Here is an 18,054-nt window from a genome sequence, read left to right as displayed (position 1 = left end):
TTGAGGGTGGGGAAATCCGCCAGTTTCACATGCCGTATCAGATGCCTGTGGCGGATTGTCGCCATCCACTTGGTGGCCAGGGACGTTATGGGCGGCATCAGCCGTGGCCCAGACCAACCTGGCACACTCCCTGCTTTACGGCGCCCCGGGCCACGGCCCGAGGCGATCGTGCCCCGATTCCGCAAGACTCCTGCTGACCAGAACAACAACATCCGGGCGTGCACGCCGGGGGCAACGACTGCCAGTCCTTCACTTCAATTGGATTGAGCTAATGAAAAAAATCCTGCTGACGCTCCTGTGCCTGGGCGTCATCGGCTGCTCCAAGCCCGCGGAGCCACAGAAGTCCGTCGATGTCCTGCTGATCGGCGGCGGCATCATGAGTGCGAGTCTTGGGACCTACCTCACCGAGCTGGAACCGAACTGGAAGGTCGACGTCTACGAGCGCATGGACCAGGTCGCCGAGGAAAGCTCCAATGCCTGGAACAACGCCGGCACCGGCCACTCGGCGTTCTGCGAGCTGAACTATACAAGCGTCGGCAAGGACGGCAGCATCGACATCAGCAAGGCGGTCAACGTCAACGAGCAGTTCGAGGTGTCCAAGCAGTTCTGGGCCTACCAGGTCGAGCAGGGTGTGCTGAGCAACCCGCGCTCGTTCATCAACAATGTGCCGCACATGAGCTTCGTCTGGGGTGACGACAACGTCGACTTCCTGCACAAGCGCGTCGAAGCCCTGCAACACAGCTCGCTGTTCCGCGGCATGGAAATCACCGAGGATCACGAGCAGATTCGCAAGTGGGTGCCGCTGGTGATGGAAGGCCGAGATCCTGCGCAGAAGGTGGCCGCGACCCGCATGGCCATCGGCACCGACGTGAACTTCGGCGAGATCACCCGCCAGCTGTTCGCCTCGATGACCCGCAACCCCAATGTGCAACTGCACCTGAGCCATGAAGTGCGCGACATCGTGCGCAATGACGATGGCAGCTGGAACGTGGTGGTGGCCGACCTGGCCAACGGCGGCAAGGAATCGGCGGTCAAGGCCAAGTTCGTCTTCATCGGTGCCGGTGGCGGCGCGCTCAAGCTGCTGCAGAAGTCCGGTATTCCGGAGGCCGAAGGCTATGCAGGCTTCCCGGTCGGTGGCCAGTTCCTGATGACCGACAATGCCGACCTGGTTGCCCGTCACAAGGCCAAGCTGTACGGCAAGGCCTCGGTCGGCGCGCCGCCGATGTCGGTACCGCACCTGGACACCCGGGTGATCGATGGCAAGGAAGTGCTGCTGTTCGGCCCGTTCGCGACCTTCTCCACCAAGTACCTCAAGCACGGCTCGCTGCTGGACATGTTCAGTTCGCTGACTACCCACAACATCAGCCCGATGATGCACGCCGGGATCGACAACATTGACCTGAGCACCTACCTGATGGGCCAGCTGATGCTTAGCTTCGATGACCGCATGGCGGCCCTGCGCGAGTACTTCCCCAACGCCAAGAACGAAGACTGGAAGCTGCTCCAGGCCGGCCAGCGGGTGCAGGTGATCAAGAAGGATCCCGAGCACGGTGGCGTGCTGCAGTTCGGCACCGAAGTGGTGGCCGCCGAGGACGGCAGCATTGCCGCGCTGCTGGGTGCCTCGCCCGGCGCCTCGACCGCCGCGCCGATCATGCTGAGCGTGCTGGAGAAGACCTTCAAGGACCGGATCAAGCGTGCCGAGTGGCAAGCCAAGCTCAAGGAGATCGTGCCGACCTACGGCCAGAAGCTGAACAACGACCTAGAGCTGACCAACAAGACCCGTGAGTGGAGCAGTGCGCGCCTGCAACTGCTGTACGTGCCGGTGTTGCCGGAGTAACCGCGTAAGCTGAGCGTCTGAGTTGAGCGTGGGAGCGGGCTTGCCCCGCGATGGGGCGGGCAGGCCCTGTCGCGGGGTAAGTCGCATCGGCGCACAGCTGCTCCCACCGGTAGGTTCCTGTTTCGCAGGCAACAAAAAACCCGCTCGAGGCGGGTTTTTTGCGGGATATGGTCGGAGAGACAGGATTCGAACCTGCGGCCTTCTCGTCCCGAACGAGACGCGCTACCTGGCTGCGCTACACTCCGATGTGCAAAATGCTACTGCATCGCTTTTTTCAACGCAACCCCTTGTTGCAAAAAGGAGTTGCGCTAAAAAGCGGGACTGGATCACAGCTCCTTGACGGTGCGGATCTGGTCCTTGTTGATGCGCGTGCGCTTGCCGTCGAGCTGCTCGAATTCGTAGAAGCCGGAGTCTTCGTCATAGGAAGGGGTGTCCACCGCCTGGATCTCGCGGCCGTCGTTGAGGGTGATGACGGTTGGCGAGGCGCAGCCGGCGAGGGCGCCCAGGCCCAGGGCAAGCAGGAAGGCGGGAAGGGTCCGTTGGATCATCGTGTTTCTCCAGTGCGATGGTGCTAGATGTCATTAAGACGCAGGGCGTCCACGCAAGTTCCTTGCACAGTGCAGCATAGCGCCATCGCGGCGGCATTGACCAAGAACAACGCCGCGGGCGGCCTGTGATATAACAGCGCACATTCCCAGTTACCCTGCGACGGACTCCCATGAAAGCCAAGGCAGATACCCCTTTCGTTGCGCTGAACATCGCCGTGCTGACGGTCAGCGACACCCGCACCTTCGACACCGACACCTCCGGCCAGCTGTTCGTCGATCGCCTGGGCGCCGCCGGCCATCGCCTGGCCGAGCGCGTGCTGCTCAAGGACGACCTGTACAAGATCCGCGCCCAGGTCGCGACCTGGATCGCCGACGACCAGGTGCAGGTGGTGTTGATCACCGGTGGCACCGGCTTCACCGGCCGCGACAGCACCCCGGAGGCCGTGGCGTGCCTGCTGGACAAGCAGGTCGAGGGCTTTGGCGAGCTCTTCCGGCAGATCTCGGTGGCCGATATCGGCACCTCCACCGTGCAGTCCCGCGCCCTGGCGGGGCTTGCCAACGGCACCCTGGTCTGCTGCCTGCCGGGTTCGACCAACGCCGTGCGCACGGGTTGGGACGGCATCCTTGCCGAGCAGCTGGACGCCCGCCACCGGCCGTGCAATTTCGTGCCGCACCTGAAGCAGGCGGCGGCCTGTGACAGCCGTGGCTGAGGTGGCCCGGCCCTTGATGCCGGTGGAAGAGGCCCTGGAGCGCCTGCTGGCGCTGGCCGACACGGCGCCCATCGCCGAGACCGAACAGGTAGCGCTGGCCGAGGCCGAAGGGCGGGTCCTGGCCCATGAGCTGGTGGCCGGCCTCGACCTGCCGCCGTGGCCCAACAGTGCCATGGACGGCTACGCCCTGCGCCTGGCCGACTGGCAGGGCGAACCGCTGCGGGTGACCCAGCGCATCTTCGCCGGGCATGCGCCACAGCCCCTGGAGCCTGGCACCTGCGCACGGATCTTCACCGGCGCGCCGCTGCCGGAAGGCGCCGATTGCGTCGAGATGCAGGAAAACACCGAGGTGCTTGAAGACGGCCGGGTGCGCTTTCTCGAGCCCCTGGCGCTGGCGCAGAACGTGCGCCCCAAGGGCCAGGAAACCCGTGTCGGCGAACAGGTGATGAGCGCCGGCACGCGGCTGGGCCCGATCCAGCTCGGCCTGGCCGCGACCCTGGGCTTTGGCACGCTCGAAGTGCGACGCCGGCCCCGGGTGGCGGTGCTGTCGACTGGCGACGAACTGGTCGAGCCGGGCCTGGCCCTGGGCCCCGGGCAGATCTACAACAGCAACCGACGCCTGCTGGTCAGCTGGCTGCAGCGCCTGGGCTGCACGGTGGTCGATGCCGGCATCCTCCCGGACGATCTGGCGCGCACCCGCCAGTGCCTGGCCGGGCTGGGCGATGTCGACCTGATCCTGTCCACCGGCGGCGTGTCGGTGGGCGAAGCCGATTTCCTCGGCCTGGCCCTTCGCGAGGCGGGCGAGCTGGCGCTGTGGAAGCTGGCGATCAAGCCGGGCAAGCCGCTGACCTTCGGCCATTACCAGGGGGTGCCGGTGATCGGCCTGCCGGGCAATCCGGCCTCGACCCTGGTCACCTTCGGCCTGCTGACCCGGCCCTACCTGCTGCGTCGAATGGGCGTGGCCCATGTCGCGCCGCTGCGCTTCAGCGTGCCGGCGGGCTTCGACTGGCCCAAGGCCGGGACGCGGCGCGAGTACCTGCGGGCGCGTATCGAGGAGGGTCGTGTGCGTATCTACAAGAACCAGAGCTCCGGCGTGCTACGCAGCGCGGCATGGGCCGATGGCGTGGTGGAAGTGCTCGAAGGCACGACGCCGCAACAGGGTGATGCGGTGACGTTCATTCCGTTCAGCGAACTACTTGGCTAGCACGCTAGCGGCGGCCGCCGCGCCAGCCGGCGCCAGCTGGGTCAGGCGCATGTGCACGTTCTCCAGCTGCTGGGCGGCGACGCTCCAGTCATGACGCTGGCGGGCGAACTGGCGCCCGGCCTCGCTGAGCTGGCACATGCGCCATGGCTGGTTGAGCAGTTGGGTGACCAGCAGCGCCAGCTGGCCACTGTCGTCGCTGCCCAGGTAGTGCTCGCCGTTGTTCATGGCCAGGCCCGAGGCGCCCTTGCTGGTGGTGATCACCGGCAACCCGGCGGCCATCGCCTCGAGGATCTTCACCTTGGAGCCGCCAGCATGGCGCAGCGGCGCGAAGAACAGCGCCGAGCGGCGTTGCAGCTCGCGCAGGTCGGGGCGATAGCCCACCCACTCGATGCGCGGGTCATTCCAGTGCAGCTTCCAGCTCGCCGGCAAGGCGTGCCCGGCAATGGCCAGGCGCACCGCCGGGTTGCTCATCCACACCTGGGGCAGGATTTCCTCCAGCGCCCATTCGATGGCCTCCAGGTTGGCGCCGTACTCGAAGTTGCCGACGAACAGCAGGCGCTGGCTGTGCGGCGTGGGGCGCACGTCCTGATAGTGGTCGCAGTCCACGCCATTGACCACCACGTTCACCGGGCGCCCGCTGATCTGGCCGATCAGCTCGGCGTCGTGGGCGCTGACCGCCACCACCTCGGTGGGCTGGCGCAGTACCCGCTGCTCCCAGCGCCGGTAGCGCCACCGGTCGAAGGCGTTCAGCGGCCGTAGCCACAGGGGCAGGCGGTCGTGACAGGCGGCGCCCATCACCGACTCCAGGTAGTGCTCGCTGAGCATGTAGGGCAGGCCACGGGCCTGCAAGGCCTTCTCGAACGGCTGGAAGCTGTAGCTGTGCTCGATCTGGATCACGTCCCAGGGTTCGTCCAGCAGTTGCTCGAAGCGGTGCCTCAGGCAGGGCGCCAGGCCATTGATGATGGCCCGCATGGGGTAGTCGATGATGGGCGAGGCCAACAGGTTCAGCGGGCTGTGCAGTGCGCGCCGGGGCAGCACCACCAGGCGCTCCACCAGGGGTTCCAGGGCCTCGCGCGCCGCGTCGCTCAAGGGTACCTTCGACTGCACCAGCAAGGTGATCCGGTGGCCATGCTGCGCCAGGGCGCGCAGCAGGTGGAATTGCCGGGTCTTGCTGCCGCTGGTGGTGGGCCAGGGCAGGTAGGGCAGGGTCCAGAGTATGCGCATGAGCCCGAATCCTCGCGGTTGGCCGGGTGTCGGCCCTGGATGGCAATACGCGCCCTCTGGCAGTCAAGCAGGTGCTGCTGCTGCCGGGGCGCGTCCATAGATATCAGTAAAGCGCACGATGTCGTCTTCGCCCAGGTACTCGCCACTCTGCACCTCGATCATCACCAGGTCGATGACGCCGGGATTGGTCAGGCGATGGCTGCGGCCGGGCTTGATGAAGGTCGACTCGTTGGTGTCGAGCAGAAACTCCTCTTCACCGTTGGTCACGCAGGCCATGCCGCTGACCACGATCCAGTGCTCGCTGCGGTGATGGTGCATCTGCAGCGACAGCGATTCGCCGGGGCGGACCATGATGCGCTTGATCTTGAAGCGCGGTCCTTCCTCGAGCACGGTGTACAGGCCCCAGGGGCGGGTCACGGTGCGGTGCAGGCGGTAGGCATCGTGGCCCTGGCGCTTGAGTTGCTGGGCGATCACCTTGACCTCCTGGCTGCGCGCGGCATCGGCGATCAGCAGGGCGTCGGGGGTGTCGATGACGATCAGGTTGTCCAGGCCCACCGCGCCTACCAGCCGGCGTGGCGAGTCGATGTAGCAGTTGCTCACGTCGTGCAGCACGGTTTCGCCGTTGCAGTGGTTGCCCTGGCTGTCGGCCGGGCGCAGCTCGCGCACCGCTTCCCAGCTGCCGATGTCGCTCCAGCCGATGGCGCAGGGCACCACGGCCACCTGGGTAGAGGGCTGCATGAGGGCGTAGTCGATGGAGATGTCGGGGGCCAGCGCGAAACTGTCGGCGTCGAGTTCCACCTGCTGGCCGCACGTCCCCTCCTTGAACGGGCTCTGCGCCAGGCAGTGGGTCACGTTGTGCAGTACCTCGGGGGCATGGGCCTGCAGCTCCTGCAGCACGGTGCCCGCGCGCAGGCAGAACATGCCGGCGTTCCACAGGTGCCGGCCACCGTCCAGGTAGGCCTGGGCAGTGTCGGTGTCGGGCTTTTCGACGAAGCGGGCGACCCGGTAGCTGTCGCCGTCGAGCGGCTGGCCCAGTTCGACGTAGCCGAAGCCGGTTTCGGCGCGGGTCGGCAGCAGGCCGAAGGTGGTCAGCCAGCCTTGTGCGGCCAGGGTCATGGCCCGCTGGACGGCCGCCTCGAAGGCGTCCTGGTCCTGGATCAGGTGGTCGGCGGGCAGTACCAGCAGCAGGCTGTCCTCGCCATGCAGGCGGGCGCAGTGCAGCGCCGCGGCGGCGATGGCGGGGGCGGTGTTGCGCCCGAAGGGTTCGAGGATGAAGTCCAGCGCAATGCGCTGGGTGCCGACCTGGCGATACTCGTCCTGGGTACGGAACACCACTTCGCGGTTGGTCACCGTGAGCACGCGTTCGACGCCGGGCAGGCTGCTGGCGCGGCTGAAGGTCTTCTGCAGCAGGCTCATGCCATCGGGCAGGCGCATGAAGGGTTTGGGCATGGCCTCGCGGGAGACCGGCCATAATCGGGTGCCGGCGCCGCCAGCGATGATGCAGGGGATCAGAACGCTCATAGTCACAGCCTCGAATCAGGGCGCCGGGGGCAGCGCAATGCAAGGAAATCACGACCTGTCAGGCGTCTGGCGGCGCAAAGTCAATAAAATGACTTTTCGAGTCGGCTTCGTCCGTGATGGCCAAATATTTGTCAGATGATGCACCTGTGGCGCCCGGCTTTCAATGGTATTTGTGTGAAGCGGCGGTTTTTCGGCATTGCAGGGAGCAATCTGCTCGGTGTAGTGGTCGAGATTGCGGTAGGGCATTTCTATTCGGGGAGAACGGCATGAGCGAGCGCAAGGCACTGTTGATCCTGCATGGCAAGCAGGCTGGCAACGAAGAGGTGCGAGCCGCGGTGGGCCAGCTGCGCGAGCGGGGCTGGACCCTGGATGTGCGCCTGACCTGGGAGGGCGGTGACGCCCAGCGCCTGGTCGATGAGGCGCTGGCGGCCGGCTATGGCCAGGTGGTGGCCGGGGGCGGTGACGGTACCTTGCGCGACGTGGCCGAAGCCATGGGCCTGGCCGGGACCCAGGCCAGCCTGGCGCTGCTGCCACTGGGCACCGCCAACGACTTCGCCAGGGCGGCCGGCGTGCCCCTCGAACCGCAGGCGGCGCTCGACCTGCTGGAGGTGCCGGCGCGGCCGATCGACCTGGGGCGGGTGGGCGACCAGTTGTTCCTGAACATGGCCACCGGGGGCTTCGGCAGCCAGGTCACGGCCAACACCTCGGAAGACCTGAAGAAAGTGCTGGGCGCGGCGGCCTACCTGTTCACCGGCCTGTCACGCTTCAGCGAACTGCAGGCTGCCTCGGTCGAGCTGCAGGGGCCTGGCTTCCAATGGCAGGGCGAGTTGCTGGCGCTGGGCATCGGCAATGGCCGCCAGGCCGGCGGCGGGCACGTGCTGTGCCCGGAGGCGACCGTAGATGACGGCCTGCTGGATATCGGCATCCTGCCGGCGCCGCAGGAGGTAGCGGGGGCCTTGCGCGACCTGCTGGCCGGCGACGGACTGTTCGTCCGCGCGCGTTTGCCCTGGGTGGAAATCAAGGGCGCCCAGGGGCTGGACATGAACCTCGACGGCGAGCCGCTGCAGGCCGCCAGCCTGCGCTTCGAGGCCATGCCACGAGCGTTGCGCGTGCACCTGCCGACGGACTCGCCGCTGCTCAGTCGTCCAGGCTGATGATCTTCTCGCGTACGGCGAACAGCACCAGCCCCGCCACGTCGTAGATCTGCAGGCGCTTCATGATCTGCGAGCGGTGGGTCTCCACGGTCTTGATCGACAGGCCCAGGCCGGCGGCAATCTCTCGGGTCGACTTGCCGCGCACGATCAGGCGCAGGATCTCCAGCTGGCGACCGGTCAGGTTGTGACCTTCGCTGCTCGGCTGGCGGCCGCTCTGGGCGCGCAGCAGCGCCTGGTTGATGACGGTGTGGGCGATGGCCGGGCTGAGGTAGCGTTCTTCGTTGCGCAGCGCGGTAAGCGCCTGTTCCAGCTCGGTGGCCGTGGTGTCCTTGAGCAGGTAGCCGTGGGCGCCGCTTTCCAGGGCGCGCATGATCAGTTCCGGGTCGGTGTGCATCGACAGGATCAGGACCTTACAGGTGCAACCGTTTGCGCGCAACTGCGTCAGCGCGTCCAGGCCGCTGGTCGAACGCATGGAAATGTCCAGCAGGACGATGTCCGGCGCCAGACGCTGGACGTGGTCCAGAAGCTGGCTGCCGTCATCGGCCTCGCCGATCACGGTGTAACCGGGGATGTCCGATACCAGTGCCCTGACGCCTGCGCGAATCAGGGAGTGGTCGTCCACCAGCAGTAATCTACAGGTCATCGGGGGCAGGGGTCCTGGCGCGTTCTTGGCTGCGGGGCGGCCACGGAAAGAGGGCTTCGATCTGGGTGCCCTGGCCGGGCTGGCTGGTGATGGTCAGGCTGCCTTGCAGGGCGGTCACCCGCTCCTGCATGCCGGCCATGCCGCGCTGGCCGTATTCTGCGGGAGACTGGGCCGGTACGAAGCCGCCGCCGTCATCGTGGATCGACAGGGCCAGGCCGGCCGAGGTGCGTTGCAGGCGAACTACCAGGTTGCGGGCGTCGGCGTGGCGCAACATGTTGGTAACCGCCTCCTGGGTGATGCGGAAGGCGGCCATGGCCACCTCTTCGCTGATGCCCCCCAGGCGCTGCTTGCATTCTAGGCTCCAGTGCACCTCGGTGTTTTCCAGGGTGCGTAGCAGATGCGCGCGCAGGCTCGCCTCCAGGCCCAGGCTGGCCAGCTGGCGCGGGTTGAGAATGGTGGAAACGTCGCGCACGTTGCTCAGGGTCAGGTCCAGGGTACTGCGCAAGGTGCTGCAGTGCTCCTGCAGCTCGGTCGGCACCCGGCGTTGCAGCCAGTCGACCTGGAGCTTGGCGGCAGTCAGCAGCTGGCCGATATCGTCGTGCAGCTCGCGGCTCAGGCGCTGGCGTTCGCTCTCCTGCACCTTGAGCATGCGCGTGGCCAGTTCCGCCGGGCGCAGGCTGATCGAGCGCGCCCAGTGGCGCAGGTGCCAGCCGACACCGAGCATCGCCAGCAGTTGCAGCAGCAGCAGGCTGGCCGACAGGGGCTGGGTGCTCAGGTATACCACCAGGTTCGCCGCCAGCGATGCAACGCACAGCAGCGCGGTCGTCCAGCGCAGCAGGGCAACGCTGGAGCGGCAACGCTGGAGAAACTTCAAGCGTGGGAGCATAGATAGGGAAGCCACTGAGTTATAGCGGTTAGGGGCATTGCACACGTCTGACCAGAGGTTTTACCGCCCCGCGTTCAATCAAGTGCGGAATACGGATCCAATCGCCCGATAACCTGGGCGCGCATGTTCGAATGCGCGCATGTTATCACTTTGATTGAATTTGGTCGCGGGGGGATAACTGCTTGAAACCTCGTATTTTCCGGGCTGTGGCGGGCCTGGTGGTCGAGGGCTTGGCTAGCAGAGTGCCATTATTAAATGATGTTTCCAATGCGCCTGGGGCAACTAATAATCCCGCTGCGCAAAAACATTTGGAAAAACTTGTCCAACTTTGCAAGTTTCACCCTGAGCCGACCTTAGTTGTGACTCAGTTGGCCGCACTAGTGTTGCCGGTCGGATGCGTCGATGCCGTTGTCTGCCGTATGAGGGTGGGCGCAGTACACCCCCGTCTGCTGGCAGTCCGCGCACAGCTGCGTGGACGGCTGGCCCAGGGAGGTGGCCAGTTCGCCCAGCAGCAGCCGTTGTTCGTCGGTGTCCATGCCCAGCTGGCCGGTCTGCGGGTCGAGCAGCTCCAGTTGCCAGTCGAGCAGGGTCAGGCAGGCGTCCAGTGCAGGCAGGCTGCTGCCGTGCAGGTGCTGCTGGGCGCAGGTGGGCGCGAGCAGCTTTTGCAAGGCGAACGCATAGTGGGCGACCTCGAGCAGGCCGAGCGCGTCGGCGCGGCGGGCGAGGGTGTCGAGTGCCGTGGTGAGGCTGTGGCAGGCGTCCGGGTCGTTGGCGATCAGTTCCAGGTGCTGCAGGCATTCCTGGGACCTGGCCAGCAGGACCTGCGCATCTTGCAGGAAGGCCGCCACGGCGGCGTTGTGCAGTGGTGTGCTATCCATCATGGCGCCCCGTGGTCAGGGATTGGCCGTACCAAGATGATCGCTCGCAAAAGCCTGACTCCGTTCATGCAGTGAGAATGGCGTCACATTAATGGCTAATGGATATTGCGAACATCAGGTTGCACCCGATTGCTACTAGGGGATTCCCTGATGAGGATTCAGGTGGGTCGTTCGTTGCGAGCGACGGACGCGGCGGGATGTGGCAGCAGTAAAGCATGATGGTAAAGTGATATCAATCACTCGGCACGGCTTTTTCCATCAGGGGTCAAGCTGCGCGCGCATCCGCCGATACAGGGGGATGCATTCATTTTTTACCGACTCACGCCTGGGGGCTTTCCAATGGCTGGCATTCTCGACACGGTAGACCAACGCACGCAACTGGTGGGTGAGAACCGCCTGGAAATCCTCATGTTCCGCCTGGCTGGCCGGCAGTTGTTCGCCATCAACGTGTTCAAGGTCCAGGAGGTGCTGCAACTGCCCAAGCTGACCCTCATGCCACAGCGTCATTCCTTCGTCTGTGGCGTGGTCAACCTGCGTGGCCAGACGCTGCCGGTGATCGACCTGTCCCAGGCGATCGGCATGCGCCCGCTGCAGCCCGGGCCGGACAGCACCATCATCGTCACCGAGTACAACCGTTCGGTGCAGGCGTTCCTGGTGGGCGGCGTCGATCGTATCGTCAACATGAACTGGGAAGCCATCATGCCGCCACCGGCCAGCGCCGGTCGCCAACACTACCTCACGGCGATCACCAAGGTCGACGAGAAGCTGGTGGAGGTCATCGACGTGGAGAAGGTGCTGGCCGAGATCGTGCCGTACAGCGCCAAGGTATCCCGCGACAAGTTGGAAGACCCGGTGCTGGCCCGTGCCCGTGGCCGCGAAGTGCTGCTGGTGGACGACTCCAGCGTGGCCCTGGCGCAGTTGCGCGACACCCTGTCGCAACTGGGGGTGAAGCTGCACGTGGCCAGCGACGGCCTCAAGGCCCTGCGCCTGCTCAAGGGCTGGGCCGACGCCGGGGAGAATGTCTGCGAGAAGTTGCTGATGATCTTCACCGACGCCGAAATGCCTGAGATGGATGGTTACCGGCTGACCACCGAGATCCGCAACGACCCGCGCCTGCGCGGCCTCTACGTGGTGCTGCACACCTCGCTGTCCGGCAGCTTCAACGAATCCATGGTCAAGAAGGTCGGCTGCGACAACTTCCTGTCCAAGTTCCAGCCCGACCGCCTGGTGGATGTGGTGCGTCAGCGTCTGAACATGGATCACGCCTAGGTGTAAGCTTGGCATTTCCACGGATGCCAGGTGAGCAAGGATGTTTCTGAGTGCGTTGTATCGATACCCGGTGAAATCGGGGCGGGCCCAGGGCCTGCAAGCGTCCGCGGTCGCCAATCTGGGCCTGGACGGTGACCGCCGCTGGTTGGTGGTGGAGGAGGGGGATGGCCGCTTCCTGACCCAGCGGGCCTGGCCTCGGCTGGGGCAGGTTGGCGCCGATTATGGCGATCAGGGCCAACTGCTGCTCCAGGCGCCGGGGCAGGCACTCTTGGAGGTTCCCGTGCCGCCGGCCGACGACGCCCTGCGCGGCGTTACCATCTGGCGCGACACCTTGCGCGTACCCGATGCCGGCGATGCCGCCGCGGCCTGGCTCAGCGAGCTGCTGGGCAAGGCGGTAAGGCTGGTGCACTGCCCCGAACAGCGGGCCCGCTACCTGCCCAGCGGCTACGGCCTGAACAGTGACCGGGCAGCCTTTCCCGATGGTTTTCCACTGTTGCTGATCGGCCAGGCTTCACTGGATGAGCTGAGCCGTCGGGTGGGGCGCCCCATGGAGATGCTGCGTTTTCGCCCGAACCTGGTGGTCGAGGGGGCCGAGGCCTTTGCCGAGGACCGCTGGAAGCGCATCCGTATCGGCGACATGACCTTTCGCGTGCTCAAACCGAGCGTGCGCTGCATCCTCACCACCCTCGATCCCGCCACGGGCGAGCGCAGCCCGGACCGTGAGCCGTTGACCACGCTCAAGACGTTCCGCGAGAAGGAAGGGGATGTGCTGTTTGGCCAGAACCTGGCGGTGGATGGCGAGGGGGAGCTTAAGGTGGGGATGGACGTCGAGGTCCTCGAATAGAGCCATCGCGGGGCATGCCCGCTCCCACGTTGCGTGGGCGCGGGCTGATGGCGTCCCGATCACATATCGTCGAAATACCGCTCATGCCAATCCACCAGCGGCTGCGGTGAATTGAGCTTCTGCCCGTAGATGACCGAATACGACAGCACGTTCTGCACGTACTGGCGCGTCTCGTCGAACGGAATCGACTCGACCCACACATCGAAGCTCAGGTGCTTGGCGCCCTTGAGCCACTGGCGCACGCGCCCGGGGCCGGCGTTGTAGGCGGCCGAGGCCAGCACGCGGTTGCCGTTGAACTGGCCGTGCACCTGGCTCAGGTAGGCGGCGCCGAGCTGGATGTTCTTGTCCGGGTTGAATACCTGGGCCGGCGAGGCCAGCGGGATACTGAACTTGCGTGCGGTCTCCTTGGCCGTGCCCGGCATCAGCTGCATCAGGCCGCTGGCGCCGACGCTGGAGCGGGCGTCCTCCATGAAGGCGCTTTCCTGGCGGGTAATGGCGAATACCCAGCTCGAATGCAGGCCGCGGACCTTGGCTTCGCGCACCAGGGTGTCGCGGTGGGCCATGGGGAAGCGGATGTCCAGGTCGTCCCAGTACTGGGCCTGGCTGATGGTGCGGATGGCCGGGAAGTACCAGCGCATGTCATAGGCCAGGCGGGCCTGGGCGACCATCTCGTCACGGTTGAAGTGACGGCTGACGTGGTACCACTCGCGGCGTCCCTCGACGATCTGGCCGCGGGCATGGAACTCCAGGGCGCGACGCACGCCCGGGGTATTGCGGACCTTGTTGATCACCGCCTGGCTGAGCGCCAGCGGCTTGTTGTTCAACTGGTAGGGCGTCTGCGCCCGGTCGGCGGCGAGGAAACCATAGAAGTCGCGCTCGCGGGCGACGGTCTTGTACAGCAGCGGGACCTGCGGGTTGTTCGGCTGCGCCAGCTCCAGGCTGCGCGCCTGCCAGTACTTCCAGCGGTTGCTGCTGGCCAGGTCCTGGGGCAGGCGTTTGGTCAGCTCGTAGGCGTCCTCCCAGCGGCCCAGGCGCAGCAGCAGGCGCAGGCGCCATTCGCTGACGGTGTTGTCGCGCAGCTCGGGGTCGTAGCGGGTCATCAGGTCGAGGGCGCGCGGGTCGTAGCGCCGGGCCAGGGTCAGGCCGATCTCGCGGGCGATGGCGACTTTCTCGTCACGGGAGAAGTGCATGCGCTGGGCGTAGTCGTCGAGCAGCGCCATGGCCTGCTCGGGGTCCTGGCGGGCCAGACGGCGCAAGCCGAGGCTGACCACGTCGGACATGGCCTCGTTGACCGGGGTGAAGCGCGACGGCTGGTTGAGCAGCTCGGGCTTCTGCGCCACGTCGATCAGCAGCTTGCCCTGGGGGCCGAGGGTGGTGAGGGTCTTGACCAGGCTGCTGGCCAGGCCGTAGTTGCGTGCCTGGGCCGCCAGCTTGGCGCGCTGCCAGCGCTTGGCCTCGGTCAGCTGGCCTTCGGCCGCCCACATGGAGAACAGGGTATCGCAGGCGGCGGGCTGCGACTTGCCGACGTTCCACAGCTTGTCGGCGGTGGCGAAGCCTTCGGCGCGCAGGCCATGGGAGAGTTGGTACTGGCCGTTGAGGCAGTCCAGTTCGGTGAAGTTGAGCTTGGGGTCGTAGTAGCGGGTGAAGGTGTTCCATTCGCCGCGCTCGGCCAGCCAGCGCAACCAGCGCAGTTTCATCCAGTTGGCCTGGGGCAGGTCGCCGTGGGCCTTGAGGAAGCCCTCGATCTCCTCGTTGCTGGCGCTCTTCAGGCGGGCGGTCAGCTCGTCGTAAGTGAGGTAGGGCGTGAGCGGGTAGTCGCGCAGCGCCTGCGCGTAACGCAGGTAAGGACCCTTGTCGCCCTTGGCCAGGGCGCGCTTGGCCTCGTCGTAGTACTGACGCTGCTGGGAAATGTCGATGGCCTGTGCGGCGCTCGCGGCGGTGGCGGTGAGCAGCAGGCAGGAAGCAATTTGTAACAGGCGGCTGCGCATGATACGTCCGGGCAGTAGAACCATGGAAAGTGACGGCGGAGCCAGCACTGTTGGGTATTACTGCCTAGCTTAGCCGTTTGCCGGTGGCCGGTGAAAGCACTGTGCTTGTATCGAGTTGTTATCCGACGCCCTGCTGCCGGCGATGGGCTTTTGATGCCGTGAAGGGTCAAGTCAGGTAGAATGCGCGCCCGGTTTTTGGAGATGATCATGACCCTGCTCAAATTCAGCGATGTGTCCCTCGCGTTCGGCGCCATGCCGCTGTTGGACAAAGTGTCCTGGCAGATCGCCCGTGGCGAGCGGGTGTGCATCATCGGCCGCAACGGCACGGGCAAGTCGAGCATGCTGCGCCTGGTCAAGGGCGAGCAGAAGCCCGACGACGGCGATATCTGGCGCGCGCCGGGGCTCAAGATCGGCGAACTGCCGCAGGAACTGCCGGTGGCCGACGAGCGCAGCGTCTTTGACGTGGTGGCCGCGGGCCTGGATGGCGTGGGCGAGCTGCTGGCCGAGTACCACCACCTGAGCCAGAACATCCACGGCGACGAGGACCTGGAAAAGCTCATGCATGTCCAGCACGAGCTGGAGGCCCGCGACGGCTGGCGCCTGCAGCAAGTGGTGGAAAGCACCCTGAGCCGCCTGCAGCTACCGGCCGACAAGACCCTGGCCGAGCTTTCCGGCGGCTGGCGCCGTCGCGTGTTGCTGGCCCAGGCACTGGTGTCCGAGCCCGACCTGCTGCTGCTTGACGAGCCGACCAACCACCTGGACATCGGTGCCATCGCCTGGCTGGAAGAAGCCCTTAACGGCTTCAACGGCGCGGTGCTGTTCATCACCCACGACCGTTCCTTCCTGCAGAACCTGGCCACGCGCATCCTCGAGCTGGACCGTGGCGGTCTGATCGACTGGAACGGCGACTACGCCAGCTTCCTGGTGCACAAGGAGGCCGAGCTGGCCGCCGAGGCCACCGCCAACGCGCTGTTCGACAAGCGCCTGGCCCAGGAAGAGGTGTGGATCCGCCAGGGCATCAAGGCCCGGCGTACCCGCAACGAAGGCCGTGTACGTGCGTTGAAGGCGTTGCGCGTGGAGCGCGGCGAGCGCCGCGAACGCCAGGGCAAGGCCAACATCCTTATCGAGGTGGCGGACAAGTCCGGCAAGCAGGTGATGGTGCTGGAGGACGTCAGCTTCGCCCACAAGGATGGCCCGAAACTGGTCAAGGACTTCTCCATGGTCCTGCAGCGCGAAGATCGCATCGGCCTGCTCGGCGCCAACGGTACCGGCAAGACCACCCTGCTCAAGCTGATGCTCGGTGACCTGGAGCCGACGTCTGGCAAGGTCGAGCGCGGCACCAAGCTGGAAGTGGCCTACTTCGACCAGATGCGCCATCAGCTGGACCTGGAAAAGACCGTCATCGACAACCTGGCCGAAGGTCGCGACTTCATCGAGATCGATGGCCAGAACCGCCACGTGCTGAGCTACCTCGGCGACTTTCTGTTCAGCCCGCAGCGTGCGCGCACGCCGGTCAAGGCGTTGTCCGGTGGCGAGCGTGCGCGGCTGCTGCTGGCCAAGCTGTTCAGCAAGCCGGCCAACCTGCTGGTGCTGGACGAACCGACCAACGACCTCGATGTCGAGACCCTCGAGCTGCTCGAGGAAGTGCTGTCCAACTACAAGGGCACGGTGCTGATGGTCAGCCACGACCGGGCCTTCCTCGATAACGTGGTGACCAGCACCCTGGTGTTCGAGGGTGAGGGTCGTGTGCGCGAGTATGTGGGCGGCTATGAGGACTGGATTCGCCAGGGTGGTTCGCCGAAGCTGCTGGGCGTGACCGAGAGCAAGGGCGGCAAGTCCGAGCTCAACAGCGCGGTGGTGGCCAAGGCGGTGGAAGAGCAAGCGCCTGCGGCCGTCGCCGCGCCCGCTGCCGATGCCAGCAAGAAGAAGCTCAGCTACAAGCTGCAGCGCGAGCTGGAAGCGCTGCCAGGGCAGATCGATGCGCTGGAACAGCAGATGGCCGAGGTACAGGAAGAGGTCAATGCCTCGAACTTCTACCAGCGTCCGATCGATGAAACCACCGCAGTGCTGGCCAAGCTGGAGAAGCTGCAGGGCGAGCTGGACGTGCTGGTGGAGCGCTGGGCCGAGCTGGAAGGCTGATTTCCTGTCCCGGCCTCTTCGCGGGTAAACCCGCTCCCACAGAGTTACCACTGCCTCAGGAGCGGTGACCAACCTGTGGGAGCGGGTTTACCCGCGAAGAGGCCGGAGCAGGTTGACTTATTCTTTCTTCTGCAGCCTTACCGCCAGCACATCGCACGGCGCGCCGTGCAGCACGTCATTGGCGGTGGAGCCCAGCAGCAGCGCCAGGCCATGACGGCCATGGCTGCCGACCACGATCAGGTCACAGGCTTGTTTCTTGGCAAGTTCATGGATCTCCTGGCGCGGCTGGCCATAAACCAGGTGCGAATCGCCTCGCTGGATGTCCGGGTACTTGTTGAACAGGCGTTCCATGCGCTCCTTGGCCTGGTCGAACTGTTGCTGCTGCAACTGCGAAAGGTCCATCGGCACGTCACCGCCGAAGGCCATGGCCATGGGTTCGACGATATGCACCAGGGATACCTTGGCGCCGCTGGCCAGGGCGATGGTCTTGGCCCGCTTGATCACCGGGTCGCATTCTTCGGTCAGGTCGACGGCGACCAGAAGATGTTCGTAGGACATGTGCAGTACTCCTGACAATCGCGATAGTAGAAGTATGGTCGCTTTCGGGCCGGGCGTTCGTGAAACCTGGATAACCCGCTCATTTGCAACGCTTTATAAGGTCTACAGATATGACGGTATGGCTGGTGGTGTCAATCCTTGCGCTGATGCTCAGCCCGCTGGCCTGGCTGCGCCAGTCGCGCAAGCAGGGCGAGCAGATGAGTCTGCGCCTTGAAGGGCGGCGCATGGGCTTGGCCATGCAGCTGGCGCCGCAGCAGTGGCCGCACTGGCTGGAAAAGGAGCCGCCCAGCCCCTGTCCGCAATACCATCGGGCGCGGCGCAAGGGCCGCGAGGACTGCTGGTGCTACTGGCAGATCACCCCGGGCGTGTGGTGGAACCAGTGGCGCGAACCCTGCGAGGAGCCGCGCCTGGCCGAGGTCTTCGCCCGCCTGCCGGAAACCGTCTACAAGGTCGAGGCCGACCGGCGCATGATCGCCCTGTACTGGAGCGAGCGCGGCGATAAATCTGTTTTGCAGGATATTGCCCAGGCCCTCGATACCCTCGCCTGAACTTGACCAACGCAAAACGGCGCGCAGGAGCAACCATGCTCTTGCGCGCCGTTTTGCGTTCTGCAGCGCAGAAAAAGGCCAGGCAGGCCGGAAACACTTTCAT

16 protein-coding genes and 1 tRNA gene are annotated in these 18,054 nt (G+C 65.5%); 8 read left to right on the top strand and 9 right to left on the bottom strand.

Features of this window, described 5'->3' with window-relative positions; translation table 11 throughout:
• Positions 1-271: 271 nt before the first annotated feature.
• Positions 272-1,837, top strand: a complete 1,566-nt coding sequence (gene mqo / locus HU735_RS12020; protein ID WP_186713702.1) for a malate dehydrogenase (quinone) — start codon at positions 272-274, stop codon at positions 1,835-1,837.
• 168 nt (positions 1,838-2,005) lie between these two features.
• On the opposite strand, the gene HU735_RS12015 is transcribed toward mqo, so the two are convergent.
• Positions 2,006-2,082: transfer RNA gene (locus HU735_RS12015), tRNA-Pro, on the bottom strand.
• Positions 2,083-2,163: 81 nt separating this feature from the next.
• Positions 2,164-2,385, bottom strand: a complete 222-nt coding sequence (locus HU735_RS12010; protein WP_043206706.1) for a YgdI/YgdR family lipoprotein — start codon at positions 2,383-2,385, stop codon at positions 2,164-2,166.
• Positions 2,386-2,555: 170 nt separating this feature from the next.
• Here HU735_RS12010 and moaB point away from each other — a divergent pair, with 170 nt between their 5' ends.
• Positions 2,556-3,095: a molybdenum cofactor biosynthesis protein B gene (gene moaB / locus HU735_RS12005; protein WP_028692756.1), complete on the top strand. Its 540-nt coding sequence runs from the start codon at positions 2,556-2,558 to the stop codon at positions 3,093-3,095.
• Positions 3,096-3,111: 16 nt separating this feature from the next.
• Positions 3,112-4,299 (top strand): gephyrin-like molybdotransferase Glp, encoded by a 1,188-nt coding sequence (gene glp, locus HU735_RS12000; protein ID WP_186713723.1) that lies wholly within the window; start codon positions 3,112-3,114, stop codon positions 4,297-4,299.
• Here glp and HU735_RS11995 read toward each other — a convergent pair.
• Together HU735_RS11995 and HU735_RS11990 are read right to left on the bottom strand one after the other, a co-directional pair.
• Positions 4,288-5,523 (bottom strand): glycosyltransferase family 4 protein, encoded by a 1,236-nt coding sequence (locus tag HU735_RS11995; protein WP_186713701.1) that lies wholly within the window; start codon positions 5,521-5,523, stop codon positions 4,288-4,290. The two genes, glp and HU735_RS11995, sit on opposite strands and share 12 nt — an antisense overlap.
• 63 nt (positions 5,524-5,586) lie before the next feature.
• Positions 5,587-7,044, bottom strand: coding sequence for a mannose-1-phosphate guanylyltransferase/mannose-6-phosphate isomerase (locus HU735_RS11990; protein WP_186713700.1), 1,458 nt, complete (start codon positions 7,042-7,044; stop codon positions 5,587-5,589).
• 266 nt (positions 7,045-7,310) lie between these two features.
• Here HU735_RS11990 and yegS point away from each other — a divergent pair, with 266 nt between their 5' ends.
• Entirely contained in the window at positions 7,311-8,198 is an 888-nt protein-coding gene (gene yegS / locus HU735_RS11985) for a lipid kinase YegS (protein ID WP_186713699.1), read from the top strand.
• Here yegS and HU735_RS11980 read toward each other — a convergent pair.
• The 3 genes from HU735_RS11980 to HU735_RS11970 all read right to left on the bottom strand — a co-directional run bounded on the left by HU735_RS11980 (position 8,182) and on the right by HU735_RS11970 (position 10,605).
• Positions 8,182-8,841 carry a response regulator transcription factor gene (locus HU735_RS11980; protein WP_186713698.1) on the bottom strand — a complete coding sequence of 220 codons (660 nt, stop codon included), beginning with the start codon at positions 8,839-8,841 and terminating at the stop codon, positions 8,182-8,184. The genes yegS and HU735_RS11980 overlap by 17 nt on opposite strands.
• On the bottom strand, positions 8,831-9,727 hold the full coding sequence (locus HU735_RS11975) for a sensor histidine kinase (RefSeq protein ID WP_186713697.1): 897 nt from the start codon (positions 9,725-9,727) through the stop codon (positions 8,831-8,833). The genes HU735_RS11980 and HU735_RS11975 overlap by 11 nt, the downstream gene beginning before the upstream one ends.
• A gap of 377 nt (positions 9,728-10,104) precedes the next feature.
• The gene (locus HU735_RS11970) at positions 10,105-10,605 is read right to left on the bottom strand and encodes a histidine kinase (RefSeq protein WP_186713696.1); all 501 of its coding nucleotides are present in this window, start codon (positions 10,603-10,605) and stop codon (positions 10,105-10,107) included.
• Positions 10,606-10,944: 339 nt separating this feature from the next.
• Between HU735_RS11970 and HU735_RS11965 the strand changes: the two genes are divergently transcribed.
• Positions 10,945-11,874, top strand: coding sequence for a chemotaxis protein CheV (locus HU735_RS11965; RefSeq protein ID WP_050704823.1), 930 nt, complete (start codon positions 10,945-10,947; stop codon positions 11,872-11,874).
• 40 nt (positions 11,875-11,914) lie between these two features.
• Positions 11,915-12,718, top strand: coding sequence for an MOSC domain-containing protein (locus HU735_RS11960; RefSeq protein WP_186713695.1), 804 nt, complete (start codon positions 11,915-11,917; stop codon positions 12,716-12,718).
• Between the two features lie 59 nt (positions 12,719-12,777).
• Here the strand turns inward: HU735_RS11960 and HU735_RS11955 are convergent, their stop codons facing one another.
• Positions 12,778-14,706, bottom strand: a complete 1,929-nt coding sequence (locus tag HU735_RS11955; RefSeq protein WP_186713694.1) for a transglycosylase SLT domain-containing protein — start codon at positions 14,704-14,706, stop codon at positions 12,778-12,780.
• A gap of 207 nt (positions 14,707-14,913) precedes the next feature.
• Here HU735_RS11955 and HU735_RS11950 point away from each other — a divergent pair, with 207 nt between their 5' ends.
• Entirely contained in the window at positions 14,914-16,845 is a 1,932-nt protein-coding gene (locus HU735_RS11950) for an ATP-binding cassette domain-containing protein (protein WP_050704847.1), read from the top strand.
• Between the two features lie 117 nt (positions 16,846-16,962).
• Here the strand turns inward: HU735_RS11950 and HU735_RS11945 are convergent, their stop codons facing one another.
• Positions 16,963-17,403: a universal stress protein gene (locus HU735_RS11945; RefSeq protein ID WP_050704826.1), complete on the bottom strand. Its 441-nt coding sequence runs from the start codon at positions 17,401-17,403 to the stop codon at positions 16,963-16,965.
• 110 nt (positions 17,404-17,513) lie between these two features.
• Here HU735_RS11945 and HU735_RS11940 point away from each other — a divergent pair, with 110 nt between their 5' ends.
• Positions 17,514-17,951: a hypothetical protein gene (locus tag HU735_RS11940; protein WP_186713693.1), complete on the top strand. Its 438-nt coding sequence runs from the start codon at positions 17,514-17,516 to the stop codon at positions 17,949-17,951.
• Positions 17,952-18,054: the final 103 nt, after the last annotated feature.

Origin of the sequence: Pseudomonas sp. BW16M2 (assembly GCF_014268865.1) — a bacterium.
GTDB lineage: Bacteria > Pseudomonadota > Gammaproteobacteria > Pseudomonadales > Pseudomonadaceae > Aquipseudomonas > Aquipseudomonas peradeniyensis.
The sequence above is the reverse complement of the archived record's forward strand: the minus strand, read 5'-3'. Positions and strand labels throughout refer to the sequence as shown.

What these genes read in the sequence shown, in the direction of transcription:
- HU735_RS11960 (WP_186713695.1), top strand. Translation starts at nt 11,915, where the DNA reads ATGTTTCTGAGTGCGTTGTATCGATACCCGGTGAAATCGGGGCGGGCC.
- HU735_RS11975 (WP_186713697.1), bottom strand. Translation starts at nt 9,727, where the DNA reads ATGCTCCCACGCTTGAAGTTTCTCCAGCGTTGCCGCTCCAGCGTTGCC.
- HU735_RS11970 (WP_186713696.1), bottom strand. Translation starts at nt 10,605, where the DNA reads ATGGATAGCACACCACTGCACAACGCCGCCGTGGCGGCCTTCCTGCAA.
- HU735_RS11950 (WP_050704847.1), top strand. Translation starts at nt 14,914, where the DNA reads ATGACCCTGCTCAAATTCAGCGATGTGTCCCTCGCGTTCGGCGCCATG.
- HU735_RS11955 (WP_186713694.1), bottom strand. Translation starts at nt 14,706, where the DNA reads ATGCGCAGCCGCCTGTTACAAATTGCTTCCTGCCTGCTGCTCACCGCC.
- yegS (WP_186713699.1), top strand. Translation starts at nt 7,311, where the DNA reads ATGAGCGAGCGCAAGGCACTGTTGATCCTGCATGGCAAGCAGGCTGGC.
- HU735_RS11965 (WP_050704823.1), top strand. Translation starts at nt 10,945, where the DNA reads ATGGCTGGCATTCTCGACACGGTAGACCAACGCACGCAACTGGTGGGT.
- glp (WP_186713723.1), top strand. Translation starts at nt 3,112, where the DNA reads ATGCCGGTGGAAGAGGCCCTGGAGCGCCTGCTGGCGCTGGCCGACACG.
- moaB (WP_028692756.1), top strand. Translation starts at nt 2,556, where the DNA reads ATGAAAGCCAAGGCAGATACCCCTTTCGTTGCGCTGAACATCGCCGTG.
- HU735_RS11990 (WP_186713700.1), bottom strand. Translation starts at nt 7,044, where the DNA reads ATGAGCGTTCTGATCCCCTGCATCATCGCTGGCGGCGCCGGCACCCGA.
- HU735_RS11945 (WP_050704826.1), bottom strand. Translation starts at nt 17,403, where the DNA reads ATGTCCTACGAACATCTTCTGGTCGCCGTCGACCTGACCGAAGAATGC.
- HU735_RS12010 (WP_043206706.1), bottom strand. Translation starts at nt 2,385, where the DNA reads ATGATCCAACGGACCCTTCCCGCCTTCCTGCTTGCCCTGGGCCTGGGC.
- HU735_RS11995 (WP_186713701.1), bottom strand. Translation starts at nt 5,523, where the DNA reads ATGCGCATACTCTGGACCCTGCCCTACCTGCCCTGGCCCACCACCAGC.
- HU735_RS11980 (WP_186713698.1), bottom strand. Translation starts at nt 8,841, where the DNA reads ATGACCTGTAGATTACTGCTGGTGGACGACCACTCCCTGATTCGCGCA.
- mqo (WP_186713702.1), top strand. Translation starts at nt 272, where the DNA reads ATGAAAAAAATCCTGCTGACGCTCCTGTGCCTGGGCGTCATCGGCTGC.
- HU735_RS11940 (WP_186713693.1), top strand. Translation starts at nt 17,514, where the DNA reads ATGACGGTATGGCTGGTGGTGTCAATCCTTGCGCTGATGCTCAGCCCG.